Source organism: Prosthecobacter debontii (assembly GCF_900167535.1).
Classification (GTDB): Bacteria; Verrucomicrobiota; Verrucomicrobiia; order Verrucomicrobiales; family Verrucomicrobiaceae; genus Prosthecobacter; species Prosthecobacter debontii.
The window spans coordinates 91,909-109,442 of the sequence record NZ_FUYE01000009.1 but is presented as its reverse complement, the minus strand read 5'-3'; the positions used below and the strand labels follow the sequence as shown (position 1 = coordinate 109,442).

The 17,534-nt window shown below is 58.0% G+C and carries 13 protein-coding genes; 8 read left to right on the top strand and 5 right to left on the bottom strand.

The features are described 5' to 3' along the window. Nucleotides 1-135: 135 nt before the first annotated feature. Both B5D61_RS14575 and B5D61_RS14570 read left to right on the top strand, forming a co-directional pair. A complete protein-coding gene (locus B5D61_RS14575; protein ID WP_078814117.1) occupies nt 136-1,056 on the top strand; it encodes an ABC transporter permease in 921 nt (306 codons plus the stop codon). Beyond that, nucleotides 1,053-1,988: an ABC transporter permease gene (locus tag B5D61_RS14570; protein WP_078814116.1), complete on the top strand. Its 936-nt coding sequence runs from the start codon at nt 1,053-1,055 to the stop codon at nt 1,986-1,988. Before B5D61_RS14575 ends, B5D61_RS14570 begins: the two co-directional genes overlap by 4 nt. Nucleotides 1,989-2,033: 45 nt before the next feature. Here B5D61_RS14570 and B5D61_RS14565 read toward each other — a convergent pair whose 3' ends face one another. Continuing rightward, a complete protein-coding gene (locus tag B5D61_RS14565; RefSeq protein ID WP_078814115.1) occupies nt 2,034-3,503 on the bottom strand; it encodes a DUF1501 domain-containing protein in 1,470 nt (489 codons plus the stop codon). 266 nt (nt 3,504-3,769) lie between these two features. Between B5D61_RS14565 and B5D61_RS14560 the strand changes: the two genes are divergently transcribed. Further along, nucleotides 3,770-4,399, top strand: coding sequence for a DUF1287 domain-containing protein (locus tag B5D61_RS14560; RefSeq protein ID WP_078814239.1), 630 nt, complete (start codon nt 3,770-3,772; stop codon nt 4,397-4,399). Here the strand turns inward: B5D61_RS14560 and B5D61_RS14555 are convergent. Further along, nucleotides 4,365-5,159: a heme-dependent oxidative N-demethylase subunit alpha family protein gene (locus B5D61_RS14555; RefSeq protein WP_078814114.1), complete on the bottom strand. Its 795-nt coding sequence runs from the start codon at nt 5,157-5,159 to the stop codon at nt 4,365-4,367. The genes B5D61_RS14560 and B5D61_RS14555 overlap by 35 nt on opposite strands. 146 nt (nt 5,160-5,305) lie before the next feature. Here B5D61_RS14555 and B5D61_RS14550 point away from each other — a divergent pair, with 146 nt between their 5' ends. From B5D61_RS14550 to B5D61_RS14530, 5 genes are all read left to right on the top strand, one after another. Then, entirely contained in the window at nt 5,306-6,298 is a 993-nt protein-coding gene (locus tag B5D61_RS14550) for an aspartyl protease family protein (protein WP_078814113.1), read from the top strand. 128 nt (nt 6,299-6,426) lie between these two features. Then, complete coding sequence (locus B5D61_RS14545; protein WP_078814112.1) at nt 6,427-7,230, top strand: cytochrome c3 family protein; 804 nt, start codon at nt 6,427-6,429, stop codon at nt 7,228-7,230. A 28-nt stretch (nt 7,231-7,258) separates the two neighbouring features. Further along, a complete protein-coding gene (locus B5D61_RS14540) occupies nt 7,259-10,510 on the top strand; it encodes a TAT-variant-translocated molybdopterin oxidoreductase (RefSeq protein ID WP_078814111.1) in 3,252 nt (1,083 codons plus the stop codon). 9 nt (nt 10,511-10,519) lie between these two features. Further along, nucleotides 10,520-11,998, top strand: coding sequence for an NrfD/PsrC family molybdoenzyme membrane anchor subunit (gene nrfD / locus B5D61_RS14535; RefSeq protein WP_078814110.1), 1,479 nt, complete (start codon nt 10,520-10,522; stop codon nt 11,996-11,998). Nucleotides 11,999-12,031: 33 nt separating this feature from the next. Continuing rightward, nucleotides 12,032-12,631: a DUF3341 domain-containing protein gene (locus tag B5D61_RS14530; protein WP_078814109.1), complete on the top strand. Its 600-nt coding sequence runs from the start codon at nt 12,032-12,034 to the stop codon at nt 12,629-12,631. Between the two features lie 118 nt (nt 12,632-12,749). Here B5D61_RS14530 and B5D61_RS14525 read toward each other — a convergent pair whose 3' ends face one another. From B5D61_RS14525 to B5D61_RS14515, 3 genes are all read right to left on the bottom strand, one after another. Next, entirely contained in the window at nt 12,750-14,336 is a 1,587-nt protein-coding gene (locus tag B5D61_RS14525) for a glycoside hydrolase family protein (protein WP_078814108.1), read from the bottom strand. A 158-nt stretch (nt 14,337-14,494) separates the two neighbouring features. Further along, entirely contained in the window at nt 14,495-16,744 is a 2,250-nt protein-coding gene (locus B5D61_RS14520) for an outer membrane protein assembly factor BamB family protein (protein ID WP_176159453.1), read from the bottom strand. A gap of 19 nt (nt 16,745-16,763) precedes the next feature. Continuing rightward, on the bottom strand, nt 16,764-17,507 hold the full coding sequence (locus tag B5D61_RS14515) for a helix-turn-helix domain-containing protein (RefSeq protein WP_176159452.1): 744 nt from the start codon (nt 17,505-17,507) through the stop codon (nt 16,764-16,766). Nucleotides 17,508-17,534 lie beyond the last annotated feature (27 nt).

Below are 17,534 nucleotides of genomic sequence, written 5' to 3'. Positions count from 1 at the left end.
TTTTTTGGCATCTACAGCCCGCTGTTCGTCAGGAGGCTGTGATCCCTCCGATGAATCGGTGAGAAAACTCTGGCGTATCGGACCAAGAAACAGGAATACTGAGGGTGTCTGTCGTTCGTCCGCACTCACTGCCTCATGCTCCGCTTTATCCTCAGCCGCCTCGTGCAGGGTCTCCTGGTGATCCTGGCGGTGCTGTGCATCACGTTTGTGCTGCTGAAGACCGCTCCGGGTTCGCCGTTACAAAGTGAAAAGAACATTCCCGAACATATTCAGAAAGAATGGGTGAAGTCGTATGGGCTGGATCAACCGGGATATGTGCAACTCTGGCGGCACATTGTTAATTTTGCGACCTTCACCTTTCCGCCTTCTCCCAAAAAACCTGGTCGTGGGTCGGATGAGATTATCGCCCAAGCTTTTCCGGTGTCTGCTACGGTTGCAGTGGCTGCGCTCCTCATTGCCCTCGGGCTGGGTATTCCCATCGGAGCCCTGGCTGCGGTGCGGGCGAATACCTTTGAAGATCGGGGTGCCATGCTCTTTGCCACCCTGGGCATCTGCACCCCGAGCATGGTGCTGGGGCCGGTCATCGCGCTTGTGTTTGGCCTTAAGTTGCGCTGGTTCAATGCGGCCGGGTGGTTCGATGCGGATGACTGGGTGCTGCCTGCGGTGACCCTCGGCATCATCTACAGCGGCTACATCTCCCGGCTCACGCGTGCGGGTCTGCGAGAAACCCTGGCGCAGGATTTCATCCGCACGGCACGGGCCAAAGGTGCCTCGGAGGCGGCCATTGTCTTTCGACATGCTTTCAAGCTGGCCTGTCTTCCCGTGCTCAATTACCTGGGGCCGACTGCCGCCGGGTTGATGACGGGCTCCATCGTCATCGAGACCGTCTTCCAGTTGCCCGGTCTGGGCCAGCACTTCGTGGGAGCGGCGGTGAACCGGGACTACGATCTCGCCATGCCTACAGCAGCCTTTTACGCCGTGCTGATCGTCGGTTTTAACTTCGTGGTGGATGTCCTCCAGGCTCTGCTGAACCCCCGCATCGGTTTCAAATCATGAGCGAGGTGAACCCCAGCCATGAGGCCCTCCTGGCCTCCCCCAGCACCGAAGGCACGGAGCCAAATCCCACTCTCGGGGTCACTTCAGAGTCCCCTGGGCAGCGTGCCTGGCGCCGGCTGATCCGCAGCCGTGTCACCGTGGCGGCGATGATCTTCCTGGGGCTGCTCATCACGATATGCACCGTTGGTCCGTCGTTCTCCCCCTATGATCAAAGCCAGCAGGATCTGGAATTGCAGGCCGTGGGGCCGGTGCCCGCTCACTGGTTGGGCACGGATACTTTGGGAAGAGATCTTTTGACACGCATTTTGTTCGGCGGACGCATCTCTCTGCTGGTGGGGATTTTAGCCACAGCGGTCGCATCCGTGATCGGGGTGGGCTATGGACTCATTGCGGGGCTTTCAAGCCGCCGGGTGGATGCCGTGATGATGCGGCTGGTGGATGTTCTGTATGCCTTTCCTTTCATCACCTTCGTTATCATCCTGGTGGTCATCTTCGGGCGAGAGTTTTGGCTCATCTTCCTGGCCATCGGTGCGGTGGAGTGGCTGACCATGGCACGGGTGGTGCGTGGGCAGGTGCTGGCTTTGAAAAACCTCGAGTTCGTCCTCGCGGCACGGGCCAGTGGTGCAGGCTTCCTGCACATCCTGATCAAGCACATGCTACCGAATGTGCTCGGCCCCGTGATCATCTACGCCAGCCTCACCGTGCCCGGCGTGATGCTGCTGGAGGCCACGCTCAGCTTCCTGGGCCTGGGCATCCAGCCACCAGATGCAAGCTGGGGCGTGCTGATCCGTGAAGGCGCTGATAACATGGAGACTTACCCCTGGATGCTCATCGGCCCCGGTGTCTTTTTCAGCGCCACCCTCCTGGCTCTCAACCTCATCGGCGATGCCCTGCGGGATGCCCTGGATCCGAAAAGCGGTGCGGGAGAGTGAGCTTGTTCTCACTCCCTCCAGCCCTGGATTCAAACCAGTCTGCTTTTACGCAAACAACTGCGTCACCGGCTTCGCTTTCACCAGCTCACGAGGCTGATTGAGGTGGTTGTAAACGATCGTCTCAGGATCAATGCCCACCGCGTGATAAATGGTGGCCAGGAGCTCCATCGGATGCACGGGATCTTCGACCGGGGCGGAACCCGTTTTGTCGGACTTGCCGTGGACGTAACCACGCTTGATGCCCGCTCCACCAATGATGGCGGTGTAGCAATACGGCCAGTGGTCGCGACCATCGGCGCTGTTGCCATTGCCAGAGGTGGAGACGCCTTTTTCTGGGCTACGGCCAAACTCACCCAAGGCCACCACGAGAGTTTCCTCCAACAGACCGCTGGCATCCAGGTCTTCAAACAAAGCACTGAGGCCCTGATCCAGCATCGGTCCGCTCTGGTTCTTCATGCGCTGAGTGAGGCCCACGTGATGATCCCAGGAATGGTTATCCGAGTTGGCCACCTTCGGCCAAATGAGCTCGACAACACGAGTGCCTGCTTCAATGAGACGACGCGCCAACATGCAGCTCTGGCCAAAGGTGTTGCGGCCATAACGGTCACGCAGCTTTGGAGATTCGCGATCCAGAGCGAAGGCATCGCGAGCACGTCCGCTGGCGATGAGGTTCAGAGCCTGATCGTAGTAGCTGTCCAGGCTCATGTCTTTCACGGCAGCCTCAATGGTGGGCATCTGGTCATTGATGGCCTCGCGCAGTTTGGCACGGCGCTGGAGACGCACGCTGAAGAGGTCGGGGCGCAGTTGCAGATCCTCGATCTTGATGCGGTCCATCTTGCCCATGTCCAGGTCATCACCATCGGGATAGAGCGTGTAGGGATCATAGGCCTTGCCCAAGAAGCCGGCAGTGCCGCCTTTGCCCACCACATTGGATTCCTGCAGCGGACGCGGCAGCATCACGAAGGGCAGCATGGGCTCATCCATCGGTTTGAGTCGGATGATGTTGCTACCGAAGTTGGGGAAATCTTTGGCATTCGGTGGCTCGAGCTGGCCGGATGGGCTCACCTTATCCGTGGTGTAGCCGGTCATGATCTGATAAATGGCCGCCGTGTGATTGAACAATCCGTTAGGCGTGTAGCTCATCGAATTGATCGTGGTGAACTTATCATTCACCTTGGCCAGGGAAGGCAGGATCTCAGTGAAGTGATGCCCCGGGATCTTGGTGGGGATCGTTTTGAAAGCCGAACGCACTTTATCTGGCACATTCTCTTTCGGGTCCCACAGGTCCAGATGGCTAGGACCTCCCTGGAGATAGATCATGAGCACATGCTTGGCCTTCCCCCACCCTGCGCGCCCTGCGGCGGCGGACCCTGCCGAGGCAGCCTGGGCTCGGAACATGTTATTCAGCGTCAGCCCCATCATGGAGGCCCCGCCGATACGCAGGATGTCACGCCGGGTCATGCCCAGATCTTTGTCACACAGGTCTTTGCCGAGGGCTCCAGGAATGCGAAACATGGCGATGAAAGGTCGAGTTAAAATAGGTTACCAGCCCCAGCCTAACCAAGCCAAGGACAAAACGAATCGTCCCGAGATACGAAGCCACCCCTCCATTCTTGCGAAAGCTGAGCCGGTCTTGGTCATTCACACGGGAAAGTCCATCGCAGGGCCGGAATCAGCCATCCTATCCATGCTCAGAGGCTCGGCAGACGTTGAGCATCAAGGTCTCGTCCGAGATTCTCAACGCCAGCGCCTTCCCCGGCATCCAAGGGTATCATCTACTCATGCGCCTGCTGTTTTCCGCAATCCTCATTCTCCTCACCAGCTCATGCCGTGCAGACTCTCCAGAACTGACGTCCGCCTCACGGGCCCAACTGCCGACAGAGGACAAGAGCTTTGCCACCCGGCTATGCCATGCAGCCCTGGATCGAACAGCCCACACCGTGCGTTATGACGGATCCTACCTTCGCATCCCCTACCCAGGCGGAGACGTGCCCGCTGACATGGGAGTCTGCACCGACGAGATCATCCGCAGCTACCGGGCTCTTGGGCTCGATCTGCAAAAGCTGGTGCATGAGGACATGAAACGCAGCTTTGCCGCCTATCCCAAACACTGGGGTCTGAGTAAACCCGACTCGAACATCGATCACCGCCGAGTGCCTAACCTTCAGGTCTTTTTCAAGCGCAAAGGAGCCTCACTTCCCATCACCCAAAAAGCCGCAGACTATCGTCCTGGCGATCTCATCACCTGTACCGTAGCAGGCAAGCTCCCGCACATCGCCCTGGTGGTGCCTGCTCCGGATGGCGGTGAGACCCCCTGGATCGTGCACAACATCGGTCGTGGCCCCAAGCTGGAAAACAGCCTGTTTGAATACCCTCTCACAGGCCACTACCGCTGGCATCCGGGACAGTGAGTTGAAGTTCCTGGACCAGCCCAACTCTCGCTTCGAGCAATCCCTTATACTCCGCCACGGCATCGGGCATGGTTTCCAAGGCGCGAATGATCCCTGCCGCGATGCGAGGAAGCCGGGCCACTTCCTCCAGACGATGATGACTGACGCGGATTCCAAAGAGGATGGTCTTGAAAACCGGGAGTCGGGTGAGAAACTGGCGCTCCAGACGAATCCAAGTGTCCGCCAGACTGGCCCGGGCTGTTAGACCCGGAAGAAGGCGGGAGGGATGGTGGTTAAGCTCCGCATCGGCACCTAGTCCCCAGTTTTCCCGTTCCCAGGCAGACCCGACCTCCACACGGCGGAGAAAAGCCGAGATCGACTTGCCAAGTGCGGTCTGAAGCCCCGGCACAGGACCATGCACGCTCTCCAGAGGCTGCCCCAACTTTGCAGGCAGGGACCAACCGGAGGGGAACACCACCTCGCCACCTAGCAGCACAGGGTCGACGTCTCCCTCCAGCCCTGAAGAAAGCACGGCCCAATCCGGCTCGCACTGCGTGGTGATCTTCTGCACCCAGGCACGAGCTTCTTGCAAAATCGGCGCGGCCTCGGCCAATTCCGCCACATAATGTTGCCGGTCCTTTTCAAGCCACCTCTGACGCTCTTTCACCATCTGCCCTGAGCCGTCCTGAGGATGCCAAAAAGCTGCGATATTCCCGCGCCGCAACCCCATGGGAAAACGGTAGTCTTCGAGGGGAAAAAGACGCGGCCAATCCGGTGACATGCAGACAGCTTAGCCCCATCTGGCAGGGGTTGTCTGCGGGAATGCAGCCTTTTTCGTCGCCCCTGTCGTGGCCCCCTGCCCTGCACTTTCTTTTTTAGGTGAGTCCACCCTTGCGGAGATTTCGAGCGACCGTTAGAGCATGCACGATGCGACTGCTCTCCGCCCTTTCACTGTTGTTTTCGCCTCTTCTGTTAACTCAGTGTGTCGAAAAGGCCGATCATCGACCGGTCTCCGCTGGCACCTTAGCCAAGCTAGACACCCAGGTCGTCTCCAAAGCACAATTCATGGAGATGCTGAAGCATCATGGCCCCCGCCCTACCGCTCCAGTGACCGTGCCTATGGATATCCTGGCCCGTCTCCCCATTGTGGACGTGCAGATTGGCCCCAAGGGTAAAGTGCCGATGATGCTAGATACAGGAGCCTCCCGAACCATGATCCAGGCCAGCCTCGCGGTGAAAAAGAAGCTGCCAATCCTGAACCCGACCGAAATGACGGTAGAGATGAAGGGCGTGGTCGGCAGCGAGCAGGGGCGGATCGGTCTGCTGGACCCACTCACTGTCGGCACTTGGTCCGTGCATGACTACCCTTGCTTTGTCCGCACCTATCAGAGCCAGATGTTGTATTTGGCCGATTTCCCGGAGAGCCTTCTGGGCTTTGACCTCGCTCATGAGAACTGCACTTACCTCACGCTCGACTATCCGAGGAACAGAGCGGTGTTCGGCTTCGGTCAGAACTACACCGCACGGCCTGGCGCTCGCACTTCCAAAACCCCTTTCATAGTGAAAAAGGGCGTGCCCTTCATCACCGTCAAGTCCGGCGGAGTCTCATGGGAAGCCTTGGTGGACAGCGGCTCCTTCAACGGCATCGAAATCAACGAAGAAATCGCCGCCAGACTCAAGCTCCAGAACCAGGGGCAGAAGATCGAAGGTCTCTATTTGTTATCCATCGGTGGCACCGTCACCTCCTCGGAGGCCAACATGCGCACCGTGAAGCTGAAAGACCTGAACGTATTTTCTGGCACCTACCGGGATGCCGAGGTGGACATCTCCCCGGGCATCCCCCGAATCGGCAGCTTTTTCCTCAAGGACTACCGGGTCACATTCGACTTTAAGCGCAAGCTTCTGTGGCTCGAATGGTGACTCCCAAAAACGAATTTCAAGTGCTTTCAAGCCGCTAAAAAAATCATTTCCAGAGTTGCAAAGCCTTGCCGGACTTCTATTCTCCAGCCTGCTTGTGAAATTTTTCACAAGCACATTCACCGAGATTTATGGGTAACTTCTTTCCGCGTTGGACCAATTGGCTGCCACTCAAGCTAGCCATCGGGGTCGCATTCATCGCTTTTGGGGTGAGTGTTGGCGTCGCTTATTATTTCACACCGAAATACACCCGCGTAGGGTATGAGCCGACCCAACCGGTGCCCTTCTCACACAAGATTCACGCTGGACAATTGGGCTTAGACTGCCGCTACTGCCACTCTTTTGCGGAGAACTCCAGCCATGCCAACGTGCCCACGAACCAGACCTGCTTTAACTGTCATGGTCCAGGCAAAGGCAACATCAAGTCCTCCAGTCCGAAACTGGAAATGGTCGTAAAGGCCAATGAGACGAAGCAGCCCGTGCCATGGATCAAGGTCCACAAGGCTCCTGACTACGTTTATTTCAACCACAGCGCCCACCTTAACCGCGGCATTTCCTGCCAGTCCTGCCATGGCCAGATCAATGAGATGGAAGTGGTGAAGCACGCTGAGCCGCAGTCCATGGGCTGGTGCCTTGAGTGCCACCGCAATCCTGAGCAAAAGCTGCGCCCGCTGGAGCAAGTGACCAACCTGAACTACAAGCCTGAGCAACTGGACCGCACTTCCTTCTATCAAGGCCTCCTGGCGAAAGGTGTGAAGGCTGACGAAATTGCCGGCACCATCAGCGAAGGTAAAAAAGCCACCACAGTCGAAGACCTCGTCTCTCTGGCCTCCACGACCTTCGGTGAGAACGTCACCCAGCTCGAAGTGGGAACCCAACTCAAGAAGCACTGGCAGATTCAGCCCCCTGAAAACTGCACCGCCTGCCACCGCTAACCCCTGCGCCCCTCTTTAACTGCCCCACATGAAACGCATCTGGAACCACCCCGAAGAGCCGCAGACTGGCAAGCGCTACTGGCGCAGCAGTGCCGAGCTGGAGCGCCGCTCGGAGTTTCTGAACAAGCTCGGTGTCGAATTCCCCGCTGGTGACACCCTCAATGACGAAGAGCGCGAAACCTCGCGCCGTGATTTCCTCAAGCTGATGGGAGCCTCGACGGCCATGATGGGCCTCGCCTCCTGCCGCCGTCCGCTGACCAACATCCTCCCCTACACGGATCACGTGGAGTGGATGGTCCCCGGCAAGCCTCTGCTCTATGCCACGGTGAAACCCACCGCGACGGGTGCAACCCCGATCGTGGCCATCACGCATGAAGGCCGCCCGACCCATCTTCAGGGCAACCCCCTCCACCCTCTCGGTGGTGGCCTCGACAGCTACGCTCAAGCCTCCGTGCTGGATCTGTATGACCCTGAGCGCTCCAGCACCCCGCTGGCCGCTGGTAAAAAGACCACCTGGGATGCCGTCAATAGCTTCCTGACCCAGAGCGCCGAAGCCGCGAAGAAAGCGGGCGGTGCAGATTTGGCCATCCTCGTCGGCCGCACAACCTCCCCCACCACGCACCGTCTGTTGGGTGAAGTGAAGACCGCCTTCCCACAGGCCAGCCTCATCGGCTACGAAGCCCTGTCAACCGAAGGTCAGGACGTGGCTAACAAAGACATCCTCGGCGCAGGCGTCAAAACCTTCGTCCGTCTGAGCCAAGCTTTGCGCATCCTGTCTCTGGATTGCGACTTCCTCGGCATCGACCCTGTTGCGGGTGAATCCATCAAGCACTTCGCCAAGCAGCGCTCCAAGGACACTCCAGGCGGTGACATGAACCGTCTGTATCAGCTCGAGAACCGCTACACCGTCACCGGTGGTATGGCGGACCATCGCAAGCCTCTCGCCGCAAGCCTTATTCCAGTCGCAGCCGCTGTCATCGCCGCTGAACTCGGTGAAGCTTCCGCCAAAGCTCTGGCCGATACCGCACCTCAAGGTCTGAAAGAGTGGCTGGCCCCAGCCATCCGCGACCTTCAGGATAACAAGGGTAAATCCCTCGTCCTTGCTGGCTCCCGCTACGGTGCTGAAGTGCACGCTCTGGTGGCTGCCATCAACAACGCTCTGGGTGCCTACGGCTCCACCATCGCTCTACTCCAGTCCACGGGTGAGACCGAACTCGGCACGCTGGCTGATCTCAAGTCCGGCCTCGAGTCCGGCAAGATCAAGACCATCGTTTCCCTGAGCCCTTCCAGCCTGCTGTTTGATGCCCCCGGCGCTGCCGACCTAGCCGCCACGCTGAAGGACAAAGCCATCCAGCTCATCCACGTCGGCCATCTGGCTGATGTGACCGCTCGCAAGGCCGCTCTACATATTCCCGCCGCTCATTACCTCGAATCCTGGGGTGATGCCCGCGCTGCAGACGGCACCTACTCGGTGGTGCAGCCACTGATCCTGCCTCTCTACGACGGCTCTAGCGAAAATGAAGTGCTGCTCGCCCTCCTGGGGCGGAAGAAGCTGGGCCCTGTGGCTCCAGCGGCTGATCCTGCAGCACCTGCCCCCGAAGACGCCGCCTACCAGGCCGTGCGTGACACCTTCACCGCTGTGGCGGGTAGCCTCGACGAAGTGAAGTGGAATGCCACCCTACGTGACGGCTTCCTCAAAGGTTCCGCCTATGTGAAGTCCGCTGGCGTGATCAATACCGCCGCTGTGGCTGGCCTAGTCTCCAAAGCCGCTGTCCCCGCTGCTCCTTCAGCCGACTCTCTGGAAGTGGTCCTCACCCCGGACTCCGGTGTGTATGATGGCCGCTACATCAGCAATGCTTGGCTTCAAGAAGCTCCAGATCCCGTCACGAAGCTGACCTGGGACAACGCCGCTCTTATCGGTGCCGCCACGTTCCGCTCTCTGGGGCTGAAAGAAGGCCAGATGGTGAAAATCACCGTCAATGGCGCTGAACTGACCATCGCCGCCATCGAGGCTCCAGGCCACGTTTCCAACTCCATCTCCATCCCGGTCGGTTACGGTCAGGAAAACCTCGGTTTCGTTGCCTCTGGTAACGCGGAGAAAGCCAAGAAGAGCCATCGCGGTTTCAATGCTTATCCTCTGCGCAAGAGCCTGAGCGACTTCGTGCTGACCGGTGCCAAGATCGAGAAACTCGACGAAGTTTACGAGTTGGCCATCACGCAGGAGCACAACACCATGGAAGGCCGTGCGCTGTATCGCGAAGCCACCCTGGAAACCTTTGCCAAAAAGCCTGACTTTGCCCAAGTCACCGGCATGGATGGCCACATCCCTCAGAACATCTCCTTCTACAAAGGTCAGGTGGGCGAGAAAAGCGCCACCAACCCTGAAGGCTTCGACTACGAGAAGCAGCATCAGTGGGGCATGACCATCGACCTGAGCAAGTGCCTGGGTTGTAACGCCTGTAACATTGCCTGCACCTCCGAGAACAACATCCCGGTCGTCGGCAAAGATCAGGTCCGCAAAGGTCGTCTCATGCAGTGGATCCGTATGGACCGCTACTTTGCTTCCGCCACCTGGGGTGAGCAAAACGCTCCTTCGGATGACGTCATGATCGAGCCGACCGTCGAGCAGCTCGAAAATGCTGAGATGGTGCAGCAACCGGTAGCCTGCCAGCAGTGCGAATCGGCTCCATGTGAAACCGTCTGCCCGGTGAACGCCACGGTGCACACCACAGATGGTCTGAACGCCATGGCTTACAACCGCTGCATCGGCACCCGTTATTGCGCCAACAACTGCCCTTACACGGCCCGCCGCTTCAACTGGTTCGATTACAACAAGCGTCCGCTCGACGAACTCTACTGGGGCCCTCTCTCCACCAAGGAGAAGACCGGCGTCCGCGAGTCCCTTCAGCTTCAGAAGAACCCGAACGTCACCGTCCGTATGCGCGGTGTCATCGAGAAGTGCACCTACTGTGTACAGCGCCTCGAGTCGGCGAAGATCCTGCAGAAGCAGAAGCAGCGTGATTCGAAGAACTTCCGCATCCCGACCGACTCCGTCAAGACAGCCTGTCAGGCTGCCTGCTCGACCGATGCAATCGTCTTTGGCGATCTGGCTGATCCTAAGTCTGCCGTCGTGAAGTCCAAGGCCTCCCCGCGCAATTACGAGCTGCTGAAATACATCGGCACCCGTCCTCGCACGAGCTACCTGGCCCGTCTGCGCAACCCAAATCCCGCCATGCCTGGGGCCGAGAACATCGCCGCCTGGAGCGCCCACCAAATCTAAGCCGGAAACATGGAAGCCACTGCTACCACCCACTCTACGGAAGCCCATACAGGCTCCGCACGCATTCTGGACCGCGAGCCCCTGGTCCTGAACAACCGCTCCTACTCCTGGATCACGAACCGCGTCTGCGGCATCGTCGAGAACAAGCAGCCCCTCCTCTGGTGGATTCTGTTCGTTCCGTCCGTGCTTCTCACAGGTCTCACGGTCTTCTGCTTCGCCTACCTCATCTCCACCGGCGTCGGTGTCTGGGGTCAGAAGCAGCCCGTCGCCTGGGCCTGGGACATCACCAACTTCGTGTTCTGGATCGGTATCGGTCACGCCGGAACGCTCATCTCCGCCATCTTGTTCTTGACCCGTCAGAAGTGGCGCACGTCGGTGAACCGGGCTGCTGAGGCCATGACGATCTTCGCCGTGATGTGTGCCGGTCTTTTCCCGGCCTTCCACGTCGGTCGTGTGTGGATGGTGTGGTTCCTGGCTCCGATCCCGAACGCCAACGCCATCTGGCAGAACTTCAAGTCCCCTCTCCTCTGGGACGTGTTCGCGGTGTCCACCTACTTCACCGTTTCCGCCATCTTCTGGTTCCTCGGTTTGGTTCCTGACCTTGCCACCCTCCGCGACCGCTGCAAACCCGGTCTCCGTAAGGCGCTGTATGGGATCTTCTCTCTCGGCTGGCGCGGTGCCAACCGCCACTGGAGCCACTACGAGACGGCCTACATGCTCTTGGCGGCTCTCTCCACCCCGCTGGTGCTCTCCGTGCACTCCGTGGTGTCCTTCGACTTCGCCACCTCCGTCGTTCCTGGCTGGCACACCACCATCTTCCCTCCTTACTTCGTGGCAGGTGCTATCTTCGGTGGTTTCGCCATGGTGCTCACGCTCATGATCCCCGTTTCCAAGATCTACGGTCTGGGAGATCTGATCACGCCGAAGCACATCGACAACATGGCCAAGATCATTCTCCTCACGGGGACGATCGTCGGTTACGCCTACAGCATGGAGTTCTTCATCGCCTACTACAGCGCGAACAAGTTCGAACTTCAGACCTTCCAGCTACGCGGTCTGTATGGTCCTTCCACTTGGGCTTACTACTTCATGTTCGGGTTCAACGTGTTTGCCCCGCAGCTCTTCTGGTATCGCCCCTTCCGCCACAACCTGTGGGTCGTGATGATCGTCTGTATGTGCGTGAACGCCGGCATGTGGTTTGAGCGTTACGTGATTATCGCCACCACTCTGGAGCGTCACCTGACCCCGGGTTCCTGGCGCGTCTATGAGGCCACCTGGGTGGATAAATACACCTTCCTGGGCACCTTCGGCCTGTTCATGATGCTGTTCCTCCTGTTCCTGCGCTTCCTGCCTGTCATTGCCATCGGCGAAGTCAAAGGCGTGCTGCCTCAGTCTGATCCTCACAACGATGGTCATGGTGAGAAAGGCGTCCAGGAAGAAGACCTGATGAACTATCCTGACCGCCATGTGGCCAAGTCTGCCGCCTGATCCGGGTTTTAAATCTTCAATTTCAAATCCATCGTGAGCACCAAACTTAAACGCGTCCACGGCTTCCTCGCTGAGTTCGACAACGTTCAGGATCTTTACCATGCCGCTGAGCATGTCCGGGACGCTGGTTATCAGCGCTGGGATGTTCATTCTCCCTTCCCGATCCACGGCATGGACCATGCCATGGGTGTGAAACGCTCCAAGCTGCCTTGGTTCGTCTTCTTCGGCGGGATGACTGGCACCTGCGTGGCTTTCACCCTGCAGACCCTGACCCAGACCACCTTCTGGTCGGACATTGGCTTCGGCTTCCTCCAGAAGCTGGCTGAGACATATCCGACCGTGGTTCAGGCCAAGCCCACCCACATCTGGACGCTTCCAGCGTTCTTCCCTGTGATGTTCGAGCTGACCATTCTCTTCTCGGCTTTCACCGTGCTTTTCGGTCTGCTGTCCTTCATCGGCCTGCCACGCCTGAATCACCCTCTGTTCGTTTCCAAGCGCTTCGCCAAGTTCTCTGACGATACATTCTTCGTCTGCATCGAAGCTCGCGATCCCAAGTTCTCCCAAGAAGGCACCAAGACCTTCCTGGAAAAGCTCGGTGGCAAGAACATTGAGCTGATCGAAGACGAGATCTAATCGACTCGCGGATCCCCCACTTCAGTCTTTAAACAGCCCGCTCTTCAGCGGGCTGTTTTGTTTGATCCGCTGCTCAAGCCAAGCTTGAAGCGAGAAGTCATCCAATCATCCGAGCCACTCATCGGAGGTAGACTGCACTGAGACGGATCTGCGTGTTTCGCTTCCCTTCAAAGGTCACGCGCAAACACACTTGGTCAGGCAGCTTGCCCTTTGACTCGGGGGTTGACCAGAGCACCGGTGTTTGGAAACCACTTGTCTTCACAATCGCGGCATCAGCACCGGAGTATCCAGGCAGCCCCTTTTCCAGTGAGTCCAGAAGCTCGACTTTCAAACCGGCTTCATCGCCCAGTCCGTCCGCATTCACGTAAAACAGTCCCTCACGCCCTCGCATCGGGATCGCAGCCGTCACGAACTCGCTGGTGATCTCAGGCAATTGATAATCGCCAGTGCCCTTCCCCGCTTCTTCGACAATGAGATCGCCGAACCGATCACGCGGGAGCATGGCAATGCCAACGCCCCCTCGATCCGGCTCTTCCTCCCAATGTCGCGGGTCCCAAGCTCCATAATAGACCAAGGTTTGCTCTCCAATGTTTTCAAAGCCTTGTCCCTGGATGAGTCCCCCTTGATCCCACTCACCATCGTCACCTCGTTTGAGAAAGGTCCACTCATGCACAGGCTGGCGGAAACGAATTCCGTCATTGCTAAGCGCAAGACCGAGATCGATCGTGACATCCTTCCACTCCTTGGCTCCATGCCAGATACCAAAGATGCCGAGCAGCATGTTCCCCCGATTCCACACGCTGATCCCTTCATGGGTTTGCTCGCCTTCCCGACTCCGTCCTGCACCTAACAAGGTATGCTGTGCATCCCGAACCAGAGAAACACTACTCGTCTGTGACCACGTCTTAAAATCTGCGGACCGATACACACGTGCCACTCGTCCATGATAGGGCTGCGCGGCATTCATGGAGTTTTGACCTGAGGCATAAAACATCCCCTGCCACTTATACAAGCCCCCACTGGGCTCGAAGTGAATCGGGGGCAAGACCACATCCTTAATCTGGAGCTCTGCCTTCACCGTCTCCACCTCACGCTCCATGCGCCAATTCAGGCCATCCGCACTCACAAAAGGAGCCAGGGTGCCCAATCGACGCGTGTTGCGAAAATAGACATGACTCGAAATCTTGTAGCGTTTAGCAGGATCAGGATCTTCATCATCCCGCAGCACTTTCACATTCACAACTCCCAGCGGAGCAGGATCGGTCAGAATCAGGTTGTTGTGCTTATTACCTGCATACTCCACGAGGCCCAGATCCGGCTTCGTCCAATTCACACCATCGGAGCTTTCGGCATAAGCCGCACGCCAGCGTTCTGAGGCCACTTTGTTTTTCTTATCATCATCAAAGGCCACATACCACAGGCGGAACTTGTCCCCTTCCCGAAGGATCGATCCATAAAACTGCACGCCTTTGGCATCTGGTGAACCTGGAGCACCGCGTCTGAGCACCGGATTGGCCGGGTGCTTCTTGGGAGAGCGCATCTCCACGCGCAGATTCTGCACATGCGGGATGGAGACCTCATCGAAGGCGAACAAAGTGAGCGCTTGGGTCTCATCGAAGAGGGGCTCTTCAGCGTTGGCGGAAATCCCGCTGAAGCAGTCGGCCCCAAGCAGGAGCGAAAGGATAAAAGCGGACGGAATCTTCATGCATGAAGGCGCTGCAAGCAGCCTCCCAAAAGCGCGTCCCTAGATAAAGGATAATCGTGATCCTGCGCAAAATAACTCAATGGGTTGGCTGAACAAAACCATGCAGGACGACCACGGCACAGATCTCCAACGCCGTGACGGTCCGTGCAAAAGCTCCATCACTTGCTCAAGTCATAACAAATGATATCGCCATTATTATTCTTGCAGAGGAGATGACGATGACTGAGCACGGGCTGACACCACGCTTTCGCAGGCAGGGCTTGGACTCGGGAAAGAATCTCCAGATGATCTGCCCCGACTTTCGCGAGGATGAGCTCACCCAGATTGGTCAGGAAGATGGCATGACCGTCATCCGCCAGCACACCGTTGCCTCGCGGGATTTCGGTATTTTTCCAGAGCACTTCGCCTGTGGTGAGATCCATCAGACGCAGTTCATTGCTGCCGCGCAAGGAGTCATTGAAAGCGAGGAGGTGATTTCCCCAGGGCAGACCGCTATGAAAAAGCAGTCCAAGGCTGCGGTCTGACCAACGCTCCGTCAGCTTATCCTTCTCCCAGTCCAAGGCACGTGCGCCCATGCCACCGGTATGGCTGATGAAGAGGGTCTTGCCAGTGACGATGGGGGTCGCGCAATTGCAGAAATCACGCGTGGTGGTGGCATAATCCGCAAGCAAGCTTCCGTCCGAAGGATTACGCAGTTCCAGAGCCTCGCCTTTGAAGGTCACGAGGGCCGATTGCCCCTCATGCTGCATGATGAAAGGGGTGCTGTAGCCCGCCTCCCCTTTTCCCTTTTGCCAAATGACCTTCCCCGTATCCGCAGCCAGACATGCGGTGGAACCTGTGTTACCTCCTACATCGAGATAAAGCTTCCCATCAATTGCCGCAGGGCTACTGGCATAGCCATAAACAGGGCGTTTACCACCGAGATCACGGATGAGGCTTTTTTGCCAAACCAACTCGCCCGTCTGGACATTCAAACACACAAGATCCCCCTCTCGACTGAGAGCATAGAGACGATCCCCCGCCACCGTGGGCGTGGCAGCAGGACCGTAGGGCACAATTGCCATCTCATGACTCTTGGTCGGCACGGTCATTTCATGCTTCCAGAGCACCTGCCCCGTCTTCAGCGCCAGGCACCAAATCGTGTCATGATCCTGGCCATCATTGGAGGCGGTATAGACCTTCTCCCCCACCACGGCAAAGCTAGCGAGGCCTATGCCCAGATGATCGCGCCAAGCCACACGCGGCCCATCCGCTGGCCAAGCGGTGAGAAAACCCACCTCTGGGGTGGTGCTATTCCCACGAGGGCCTTGATAGCCAGGCCAATCACTCTCGGCCTCAGGCACATTGGCGGGCCAAGAGAGGGAGGGAGCCGAGGCCCCCTCATGAGGCTTTTTTGCAGGGGCAGGAGCCTCCGTCATCTCCAGGGGGGCTGAGTCTGCGGCAGGCAGAGCAATGATTTCCGGTGAGGGCTTCGGCCCCTTATGGCTAGCACCGCCCAAGGCAATGAGCTGACCTTTTCCACCCGGCACGAGACGATGGAAATAACGGGGGTGTTCCAATTTGGCGATCGGCACCCAGGCATCTCCGCGCAGCTCCAGCAAGACACCGCTCAGACCACTGGCAAAGAGACGCCCTTCATGTGCGATGGCACTGAAGCCAAATCCTCCTACACGTCCTCCAGGTAATGCCGGACCCGTGGTCCACTCACCAGTTTTGACATCCAGCACACTCACATCCGTGATGGGTTCATCATCACTGTTCATGCCCCCGATGGCATAGAGCTTATCCCCCATCACCTGCACCGCCAGAGCGCGGCGTTTGAAGGGCTGCTTGTGGGTCTGCCACTGGGCTTTGGGGTCTGTGAGATCCAGCGTCAGATAGGTGTCATGCCAATGAGGTTCCGCATGGGTCACCGTGCCACCGCCCAAAGACCAACCACCGATGACATATAAGGTGTCACCGATGAGGACGCTGTCATGACTGGAGCGACGTTCGGGAAACTTCGGAAGCTCTGACCAAGCTTTTTTCGACAGGTCAAAGACGGAGGTGGTTTCACTAGACCAAAGACTCTGCGACTCCTCCTTGCCATTCTGCGCTGCCATGCCGCCGATGCGCAGGATGCGATTATCCAATGCGATGAGAGAGGCACCCTGAGCTGGCTCGCTGGTGCCCAGTTTCTCCCAAGCCGTCATGCCTTCCTTCCAGAAGTAAAGATCCCCATTCACATCCTCACGATTGTATTTGTGTCGCGCACCTGCATGGCCCCCATAGATATAGACAAGGCCCTGCGGAGTCGCCGCTGCACCGAAGCTGGAGACGGGAGCCGGGAGATCAGGAGGTGGTGTGGCGGCACTCAGCCAAGCGGGAGCCGCCAGACAGAGGAGAGTGAAGAGGAGGTTTGGTTTCATAGGAATCGAATACGTAGGTTTACGGAACTCTTGTGCTGGCAAGATGGGTGATCCACTTGCTAGGGGAGACGCCCTTCTCTTCATGGAAGGCACGGCTGAAGTGAGAAAAGCTGCTGTAGCCGACCGCAAAGGCCGCCTCGGAGACATTGCAGCGACCACTGGCGATAAGCTCCGCTGCACGCTCCACGCGCGCGCGCCGGATCCATAGCATGAGCGGGATGCCTGCGATCTGAGCAAAGGTGCGGCTGAGGTATGGCGGGCTGCACCCTGCCGCACTCGCCAATGACTCGAGGTTATGATTTTCATCCAGGTGTAACAGCACTTCGTTTTTCACCCGCTCCACGCGTTCACGGGCAATTCGCTCAGCACGGGACATGAGTTCCGCAGACTCATCGACCTCAGGAGCGGCAAAAAGTTCGCGCAACAAAAAGTCTGTCATGCGTGCGGTATCCAGCATGCGCCGCGCCGCATCGCTCAGGCAGGACATCATGAGGCTACGGGACCAAACGAAATCTTCCGCCGTCAAGGAACGGCCCAGGAAGAAACCCGAGGGCAGGGCCGAGGACACCAGATGCCGGATCGTCTCAGGCACCTGCGGCATGATCTCTTCCAGACACTCATCCATCCACTCATCCGGGTAGATCAGACTCAGGCACTCATGCTTATCTCGGGTATGCGTGCGTGCGGCAGATGTGACACCACGGCACCAGATCAAGGTCTGAGGCCTAATCGTGACCTCCTGCCCCGAAGCGAGATGGAGCACTCCTTCGCCATGGAAATTCAGGCAACA